2 protein-coding genes are annotated in these 9,599 nt (G+C 74.9%); both read left to right on the top strand.

Going from position 1 to position 9,599, the window contains the following annotated elements; all coding sequences use genetic code 11:
- A partial coding sequence (locus VGC13_RS21015; RefSeq protein ID WP_331127249.1) for an amino acid adenylation domain-containing protein occupies positions 1-1,737 on the top strand: 1,737 nt, incomplete at its 5' end.
- Between the two features lie 23 nt (positions 1,738-1,760).
- Complete coding sequence (locus VGC13_RS21010; protein ID WP_331127248.1) at positions 1,761-9,590, top strand: amino acid adenylation domain-containing protein; 7,830 nt, start codon at positions 1,761-1,763, stop codon at positions 9,588-9,590.
- The last annotated feature ends 9 nt before the right edge of the window (positions 9,591-9,599 follow it).

Below are 9,599 nucleotides of genomic sequence, written 5' to 3'. Positions count from 1 at the left end.
TTCGTGACGTCGATCGTCGGCGTGCTGAAGAGCGGCGCGGCGTACGTCCCCGTCGATCCCACGTACCCGGAGCACCGTCTGCGGCACATGCTGGCCGACAGCGGCGCAAAGGCCGTCATCACCCGCGACCTGCTGGCGAAGTCCGCCGCCCCCGCGCTGGGGAACGCACCCGCGCTGGCCGCCGTTCTCTCCCTGGACGCGACGGATGCGGATTTCGGCTCGGCCGTCCGCGTGCTGGGCCCGGCGGATCTCGCCGCGCAGCCGGACGTGCTTCTCGAGGGCCGCCCGGTGCACCCGCGCGATCCCGCGTACCTGCTGTACACCTCCGGCTCCACGGGCCTGCCCAAGGGCGCCGTGGTGCGGCACGACGGCGCGGTGAACCACGTGTTCGCCGAGGCCGAGCTGCTGGGGCTGGACGAGTCTCTCCGCTTCCTGCAGAGCGCCCCCGCGTCGTCCGACATCAGCGTCTGGCAGATGCTGGCGCCGCTGGTGCTGGGCGGACGGACCGTCATCGCCGACACCGACACGGTGGCGGATCCCGAGCAGCTGCTGGCCGTCCTGCGCGACGAGGCGGTGACGCTGTTCGAGCCGGTGCCCGCCGTGCTCCGCGCCCTGCTGGACCATGCGGCCACGCTGGCGGATGCGGAGAAGTCGCTGCCGTCGGTGCGCGCCGTGATGGCGACGGGCGAGACGGTGCCGGTGGATCTCGTCAACGACTGGCTCGCCGCCTACCCGGGGACGGCCGTCATCAACGCGTACGGGCCGACGGAAGCGTCGGACGACGTGACGCAGGCGGCGATCACGCAGCCGCTGCCCACGGGGACGCACGCCGTCTCCATCGGCCGGCCGCTCCCCAACCTGGACTGCTGGATCGTGGACGCGTCGATGGGGCTGGTGCCCGACGGCGTGGCGGGCGAGCTGTGCATCGGCGGCATCGCGGTGGGCGACGGCTACCTGGGGCAGCCGGCGCGGACGGGAGCGGCGTTCGTCCCCGACCCGTTCTCCGGCACCCCCGGCGCCACCCTCTACCGCACCGGCGACCGCGTCCGGCGCGGGGCGGACGGCCAGCTGGAGTTCCTGGGGCGCATCGACCAGCAGGTGAAGATCCGCGGCTTCCGCATCGAGCCGGGCGAGATCGAGACCGCCCTGCGCGCCCATGCCTCCATCGCGGATTGCGCCGTCGTCGTCCGCGGCGGGACGGAGCTGGCCGCCTTCCTGGTGGCCGCGCCGGGTGAACCGGTCGACGCCGCCGCGCTCCGCGAGCACCTGCGCGAGCGGGTGCCGGAGCACATGGTGCCCGCCGTCTTCATCCCCATGGACGCCCTGCCGGTGACGCCGGCGGGGAAGACGGACCGCCGCGCGCTGGAAGCCGACGGGCGGGGCGGAGTGGAGCCCGCCGCGGCGCACGTGGATCCGCGCACGCCCACGGAAGAGGTGCTGGCCGCCATCTGGGCGGAGGTGCTTCGCCGCGAGCGGGTGAGCGTGGAGGCGGACTTCTTCGAGCTGGGCGGCCACTCGCTGCTGGCGTCGATGGTCGCGGCGCGCGTGCGGCGCACGCTTGAGGTGGACCTGCCGCTGCGGCGCGTGTTCGAGCACACCACCGTGGCCACGCTGGCCGCGCACGTCGACGCGCTGCGCGCCGGTGGCGCGGGCGCGTCCATGCCCCGGCTGACGCGCGTGGCGCGCAGCCAGCGGCGGGTGGCCGGCGCGGCCGACGGAATTCTGAAGACCCTTTGAACCCTACCGGGAGCGTTTTTCCGATGTCGCAGTCGCAAGCGCAGTTGCAGGACCCGGCGGGCCAGGAGGTCTACACCTTCCCGCTTTCCCACGCCCAGCAGGGGCTGTGGCTGCTGTCGCAGCTTCAGCTGCAGAGCCCCGCGTACCACATTCCCGCCGCCTACCGGCTGCGGGGACCGCTGGACGCGGCGGCGCTGGAGCGTGCCCTGAACGAGATCGTGGCGCGGCACGAGGTGCTGCGCACCACGTTTGCCGTGCTGGACGGCGAGCCGGCGCAGGTGGTGGCGCCCGCCGCCCACGTCGCCCTTCCCCTGCAGGACTTTTCGACCCTGGACGCGGCCGACCGCGAGGCGGCCGCCGAGGCGTACGCCACCGACGAGGCCTCGCGCCCGTTCGACCTGGCGCGCGGCCCGCTGCTGCGCGTGGGGCTGGCCCGGCTCGACGAGCAGGAGCACGTGCTCCTGGTGACCGCCCACCACCTGGTCTACGACGGGTGGTCCGAGGGCGTGTTCATCCGCGAGCTGGCCGCCCTGTACGCCGCCTTCCTGGCCGGCGAAGCGTCGCCGCTGGAAGAGCCGCCCGTGCAGTACGGCGACTACGCGCACTGGGAACGCGAGTTCGTGGCGTCCGACGAGGCCGCGCCGCGGCTGGCGTACTGGCGCGAGCACCTGGCCGCCGCGCCGGACGTGATGCAGCTGCCCACGGACCGCCCGCGGCCCGAGGAGCCCACCTTTGCCGGCGCGCACCACGGCTTTTCCGTCCCCGCGCCGACCACCGAGCGCCTGGCCGCGCTGGGCCGCGCCGAGGGCGGCACGCTGGTGAGCACGCTGCTGGCCGCCTGGAGCGTGCTGCTGCACGCCGTCAGCGGGCAGCAGCGCGTCTTCGTGGGATCGCCCGTCGCCAACCGCGCCGAAGTGGAGCTGGAGGGGCTGATCGGCTTCTTCGTCGACGCGCTGGTGCTGGGGGTGGACCTGTCCGGCAACCCGTCGTTCCGCGAGGTGGTGCGCCGCGCCGGCGCGTCGATGGTCGAGGCGCAGGAGAACGCGCTTCCCTTCGCCAGGCTGGTGAGCGAGCTCAAGCCGCGCCGCGACCCGGGGCGCAACCCGTTCTTCCAGGTGCTGTTCAACTTCGACAGCGCCTCGCCGCAGTCCGAGATGGCGCTGGGCGGCGGGGTGTCCGTGCGCCCGCAGGCCATGGTCACCGGCACCGCGCAGTTCGACCTGGTGCTGGCGCTCATCGAGACGCCCGACGGCGTCCGCGGCTCGCTGGCGTACCAGACGGACCTGTTCGACGCCGCGACCGCCGAGCGCCTGGTCGGCCACCTGCTCACCGTCCTCGAGCGCGCCGCGGAGGACCCGTCGCGCCGCCCCTCGGACCTGCTGCTGGACGACGCCGCGCGCACCCGCGTGCTGGCGGAGTGGAACGACACCGCCCGCGCCTACCCCGGCCGCGAGCGCACCCTGCACGCGCTGATCGCCGAGCAGGCCGCGCGCACGCCGGACGCCGTGGCCGTCGAGGCCGACGACGAGACGCTGACCTACGCCCAGCTGGAGGCGCGGGCCAACCGCCTGGCGCACCGGCTGCGCGACCTGGGCGTAAAGCGCGAGTCCGTGGTCGCCGTGCACCTGGACCGCTCCGCCGGCATGGTGGTGGCCGCGCTGGCCGCCATGAAGGCCGGCGGGGCGTACCTCCCCGTGGACCCGTCGTACCCCGCCGACCGCCGCCGCTTCATGCTCGAGGACGCCGGCGTGCGCGCGCTGGTGACCACCGACGCGCTGCTGCCCACGCTTCCGGTGCCGTTCGCCGTGCGGGTGGTGTGCATCGACAGCGACACCGAGGTGCGCAACTACCCGGACCAGGCGCCCCGCGGCGGCGCGAACGTGGACGGGCTGGCGTACGTCATCTACACCTCCGGCAGCACCGGCCGTCCCAAGGGCGCCATGAACGCGCACCGCGGCGTGGTGAACCGGCTGCTGTGGATGCAGGAGGCGTACGGGCTCGACGCCACGGACGCCGTGCTGCAGAAGACGCCGTTCTCGTTCGACGTGTCGGTGTGGGAGCTGTTCTGGCCGCTGATGACGGGCGCCCGGCAGGTGCTGGCCCGTCCGGAGGGCCACAAGGACCCGCTGTACCTGCGCGACCGCATCGTCGAGCGCGGCGTGACCACCCTGCACTTCGTCCCCTCCATGCTGCGCGCCTTTCTGGAGGCGGACGGCATCGAGGCGTGCGGATCGACGCTGCGCCGCGTCGTCTGCAGCGGCGAGGCGCTGCCGCCGGAGCTGCAGGCCCGCTTCTTCGAGCGGCTCCCCGGCGTGGAGCTGCACAACCTGTACGGCCCCACCGAGTGCGCGGTGGACGTGACCTTTCACGCCTGCCGGCCGGACGCCGCCACGGTGCCCATCGGCCGGCCGGTCGCGAACACCGCCATCTACGTGGTGGACCGCCACGGCGCGCCGGTGCCCCCGGGCTTTCCGGGCGAGCTGTGCATCGGCGGCGTGCAGGTGGGGCGCGGCTACCTGGCCCGCCCGTCGCTCACCGCCGCCGCCTTCGTCCCCGACCCGTTCGCGGCGCGGCCGGGGGCGCGGATGTACCGCACCGGCGACCTGGCCCGCCACACGGAAGACGGCACGCTGGAGTACCTGGGGCGCATCGACCACCAGGTAAAGATCCGCGGCTTCCGCATCGAGCTGGGCGAGATCGAGGCCGCCCTGACGGCGCATCCCGGCGTGCGCGCCGCCGCCGTCGTCGCCCGCGAAGGGCGCGGCGGGGCCCGGCTGGTCGCCTACGTGGTGCCGTCGTTCCAGACGGCGCCCAACGCCGACGACCTGCGGGCGCACCTGGGGCAGGGGCTTCCCGAGCACATGGTCCCCGCCGCCTTCGTCGCGATGGACGCGCTGCCGCTGAACCCCAGCGGCAAGCTGGACCGCCGCGCCCTCCCGGAGCCCGGCCCCGAGCGGGCGGGGATGGAAGAGGCGTACGCCGCCCCGCGCACCGTGGTGGAGGACACGCTGGCCGCCGTGTGGGCGGGGGTGCTGGGCGTGGAGACCGTGGGCATCCACGACAACTTCTTCGCCCTGGGCGGCGACAGCATCCTGTCGCTGCGCATCGCCGGGATGGCGCGCGACCGCGGGCTTCCCGTCACGCTGCGCCAGGTGTTCCGCAACCCCACCGTGGCCACGCTGGCCGCGGCCGTCGAAGCGGAGCGCTACGGCGGCGAGGCCGAGCTGCACACCCCGCCGTTCTCGCTCGTCACGGACGAGGACCGCGCGCGGCTGCCGGAGGGGGTGGTGGATGCGTATCCGCTCTCCCGCACGCAGCTGGGAATGCTGTACCACCAGGACCGGGACGCCGACGCGCCGCTGTACCACGGGCTTACCAGCTTTCACGTCCAGATCCCGTTCGACGCGGAAAAGATGGAGCGGGCGATGATCGCCGTCGTCCACCGCCACCCCAACCTGCGCACCGGGTTCGACCTGCACGGCTACAGCGAGCCGCTGCAGATCGTGTACGAGAAGGCCGTCTCGCTCATCCACCACCACGACCTGCGCCACCTCGACGCGGCCGCGCAGAAGGCGGCGCTGGACCGGTTCTTCGCCGCCGAGTCCGACAACGCGTTCGACCTGCCGGTGCCGCCGCAGATCCGCTTCCACGTCGTGCGCCGCACGGACGACACGCTGGAGTTCTGCCTGGTAGAGAACCACGCGGTCAGCGACGGGTGGAGCCTGCACACCATCATCGCCGACACGCTGGCGTGCTACTTCGCGCTGCTGCGCGGCGAGGGGCTGCCGGAGCTGGGCGAGCTCAGGACCACCTACCGCGACTTCATCGCCCTGGAGCGCCGCGCCCTGGCCTCGGGCGAGGCGAAGGACTTCTGGCGCGGCCACCTGGAGGGATACGACCCGTCGCCGCTGGCCCCGGGCGCCGCGGTGCAGGCCGGCGGCCCGCGCATCCTCAAGGAAGACCGCCGCCTGCGCCGCCGGCTGCTGGAGGGGCTGCGCAAGGTGGCCCGCGCCGAGGCGGTGCCGCTCAAGAGCGTGCTGCTGGCCGCGCACCTGCGCGTGCTCTCCGTCTTCCGCGGGCAGACCGACGTGGTCACCGGCCTTTCGACCAACGGGCGGCCGGAGACGGTGGACGGCGACCGCGTGGCGGGGCTGTTCCTGAACACCGTCCCCCTGCGCGCCGACCTGTCCGGCGGCACCTGGCGCGAGCTCATCCGCCGCGTGCACGAGACGGAGCTGCAGGTGATGCCGCACCGCCGCTTTCCCCTGAGCGCCATCCAGGCCGAGGCGGGCGGGCGCACGCTGTTCGACGCCTCGTTCGTGTACCTGAACTTTCACGTGCTGGGCGGGCACGTGGGCGGCGAAGAGATGAAGGTGCTGGACGTCAGCGCGGTGCTCGAGGAAACCAACTTCGCCGTGATGACCTCGTTTCAGCACGTGCCGGGGAACGACCGGCTGCTGGCGCTGACGGTGGAGGGCGACCGCCGGGTGCTGGGCGACGACCGCATCCGCGAGATCGCCGCCACGTACATGCGGGTGCTGCACGCCATCGCGGCCGACGCCGACGCGCGCTACGACGCCGTGGAGCTGATGGACGACGGGGCGCGCGCGGCGTGGCGGGCCGGCGCCGCCGGTCCGGACGCGTCGCTGCCCCCGCTGGCGCGCCCCGTCCACCGCGTCTTCGAGGCGCGGGCCGCGGCCACGCCGGACCGTGCCTGCGTCGAGGGCGCGGACGGATCGATGACGTACGCCGAGACGGACGCGCTCGCCAACCGCCTGGCGCACCGCCTCCGGGAGCTGGGCGCCGGCGCCGAGTCGCGCGTGGCGGTGCTGATGGACCGCGTGCCGCAGGTCGTCCCCTCCGTCCTGGCCGCGTGGAAGGCGGGCGCGGCGTACGTGCCGCTGGACCCGGCGCACCCCGAAGAGCGGCTGCACTGGCTGCTGCGCGACAGCGGCGCCCGCGCCGTGGTGACGCTGGCCCGCTGGGCCGGCCGCGTGGCCGATGCCGGCGTCCCCGTGGTCGTGCTGGACGCCGAGCCGCTGGACGCCTTTCCCGGCACCGCGCCGGCGGACGAGGACGACGCGCGGCGCCTGGCCTACATCGTCTACACCTCCGGCACCACCGGCCGCCCCAAGGGCGTGGCCGTGGAGCACGGGCAGGTGATGCACTACGTCCCGGCCGCGGCCCGGCGGCTGGGGCTGCCGGAGGGCGGGCGCTGGGGGCTGGCCTCCACCTTCGCGGCCGACCTGGGCAACACGGTGCTCTTTCCCGCGCTCTGCGCCGGCGGCACCCTCCGCGTGCTGAGCGACACGGAGGCCACCGACCCCGCCGCGCTGGCGGAGGGGCTGGAAGGCCGCCCGCTGGACGTGCTGAAGATCGTCCCCGCGCACCTGCAGGCGCTGCTGGCCGGCGAGCGCGCCGAGACCGTCCTTCCCCGCCAGGCGCTGGTGCTGGGCGGCGACCGGGCCACCTGGAGCCTGGTGGAGCGGGTGCGCGCGGCGGTGCCGGGCGTGCGCGTCCACAACCACTACGGCCCCACGGAGACCACCGTCGGCGTGATGGCGGGCGAGCTGCGGGCCGACGCCCCCGGCCGCGCCGCGCAGCCGCCGCTGGGCCGCCCCCTGGGGCAGGCCGCCGCGTACGTGCTGGACGCGCACCTGCACCCCGTCCCCGCGGGCGCCGCGGGCGAGCTGGTGGTGGGCGGGCCCACGGTGGCCCGCGGCTACGCCGGCCGGCCCTCGCTCACGGCCGAGCGCTTCGTCCCCGACCCGTTCTCGACGCGGCCGGGCGCGCGGATGTACCGCACGGGCGACCGCGCGCGGATGCTGGCGGACGGCGCGCTGGAGTTTCTGGGCCGCGGCGACGGCCAGGTAAAGGTGCGCGGCTACCGCGTGGAGCCCGCCGAGGTAGAGGCGCTGCTGCGCGCCCACCCCGCCGTGGCGCAGGCCGCCGTCGGGGCGCGCGGCGAGGGCGACGAGGCCCGGCTGGTGGCCTGGGTGGCCGCCGCCGAGGGCGCGGACGCCGGTGACGCCGTGCTGCGGCGCTACCTGGAGGCGCACGTCCCGGCGTACATGGTCCCCGCGCACTTCGTCCCCCTGGCGGCGCTGCCGCTGACGTCCAACGGCAAGGTGGACCGCCGCGCGCTGCCCGAGCCCGAGGCCGCCCCCGCGGGCGACGAGACGCCGGTGCCGCCGCGCTCGGAGATCGAGGCGCAGCTGGCCGGGATCTGGGCCGCCGTGCTCAAGGTGCCCGCCGTGGGCGTGTACGACGACTTCTTTGCCCTGGGCGGCGACTCCATCCGCGCCATCCTCACCATGGCCCGCGTCCGCAAGGAATTCGGCGTGTCGGTCCCGGTGGAAGGGCTGCTGGCGGCGCAGACGGTGGCGGGGCTGGCGGGGCTGGTCGAGATGGCGCTGCACGCGGCCGCCGTCCCCGCCGAGCCCATCACCGCCCTGCCGCGCGACGGCGAGCTGCCCCTTTCGTTCGGGCAGCACCGGCTGTGGTTCACCCACCTGCTGGACCCGGACTCGCCCGCGCACACGATCCCGCACACCTTCCGGCTGCGGGGCGCGCTGGACGCCGCTGCCTGGCGCCGCGCGCTGAACGAGATCGTCCGCCGCCACGAGGTGCTGCGGACGGCGTATCCCATGGTGGACGGCGAGCCGCGGACGATCGTGCTGGACGATCTGCACCTCCCGGTGCCCGTGATCGACCTGGGCGAGGTGGCCGAGGCCGAGCGCGAACGCGTGCTGCGCGAGGCCGCCACGGCCGAGGCGTGGCGCCCGTTCGACCTGGAGGCGGGGCCGCTGGTGCGCGCCGTCCTCCTTCGCGCCGCGGACGACGACCACGCGGCCGTCATCTCCCTGCACCACATCGTGTACGACGGCTGGTCGGCCGGGGTGCTGCTGCGCGAGCTGGCCGCCCTGTACGGCGCCTTTGCCGCGGGCCGGGAGAGCCCGCTGGCCCCGCTGCCGGTGCAGTACGCCGACTTCGCGGCCTGGCAGCGCCGCCGGCTGGACACGGCGCTGGAAGGGGAGCTGGGCTTCTGGGCCGGCCGCCTGCGCGGCATCCGGCCGCTGGAGCTCCCCACGGACCGCCCGCGCCCCGCGGTGCAGACGTACCGCGGCGCCGCCGAAGGCGTGGTGCTGACCACGGAGCTGACCACCGCGCTCCACACGCTGGGCCGCCGCGAGGGCGTGACGGCCTTCATGACGGTGCTGGCCGCCTGGGCCGGCCTGCTGGGCCGCCGCGCCGGGCAGGACGACGTGGTGGTGGGCGCGCCGGTGGTCGTCCACCGCGACCGGCCGGAGCTCAACGACGTGATCGGCCTGTTCCTGAACTCGCTGCCGCTGCGCATGGACCTGTCCGGCGCCCCGGCGTTCCGCGAGCTGCTGCGCCGGTCGCGGACCACCGCCCTCGAGGCGTTCGCCCACCAGGAGGTGCCGTTCGAAAAGGTGGTGGAGGCGCTGGCGCTGCCCCGCGACACCAGCCGCAACCCCGTCTTCCAGGCGTGGCTCAACCACTCGGCCGTGCCGCGCGAGCCGCTGGCGTTCGGCGGGCTGGGGGTGGAGGGCGTGGACGTGGGCGAGCCCGCCGTGAAGTTCGACGTGCGCCTGTCCGCCGAGGAGCACGAGGGGCGGATGGTGCTGAACCTGGCCTACAACGCCGACCTGTTCGACCGCGGCACCGCGCTGGGGCTGCTGGACGAGCTGCGCCGCCTGCTGCAGGGGGCCGCCGCGCGCCCCGACGCCACCGTGGCCGAGCTGTGCGGCGGGGCGAACGCGGCCGACCCGGACTCGTTCCGGATGCACCTCAAGGGAATCCGGCGCACCGCCGTGACCATCGAAACCTGAAAGACTGGA

Origin of the sequence: Longimicrobium sp., assembly GCF_036399255.1 — a bacterium.
Taxonomy (GTDB): domain Bacteria; phylum Gemmatimonadota; class Gemmatimonadetes; order Longimicrobiales; family Longimicrobiaceae; genus Longimicrobium.
Note: the sequence above shows the minus strand (reverse complement) of the source record. Positions and strands in the feature narration are given on the sequence as shown.

What these genes read in the sequence shown, in the direction of transcription:
- VGC13_RS21010 (WP_331127248.1), top strand. Translation starts at nt 1,761, where the DNA reads ATGTCGCAGTCGCAAGCGCAGTTGCAGGACCCGGCGGGCCAGGAGGTC.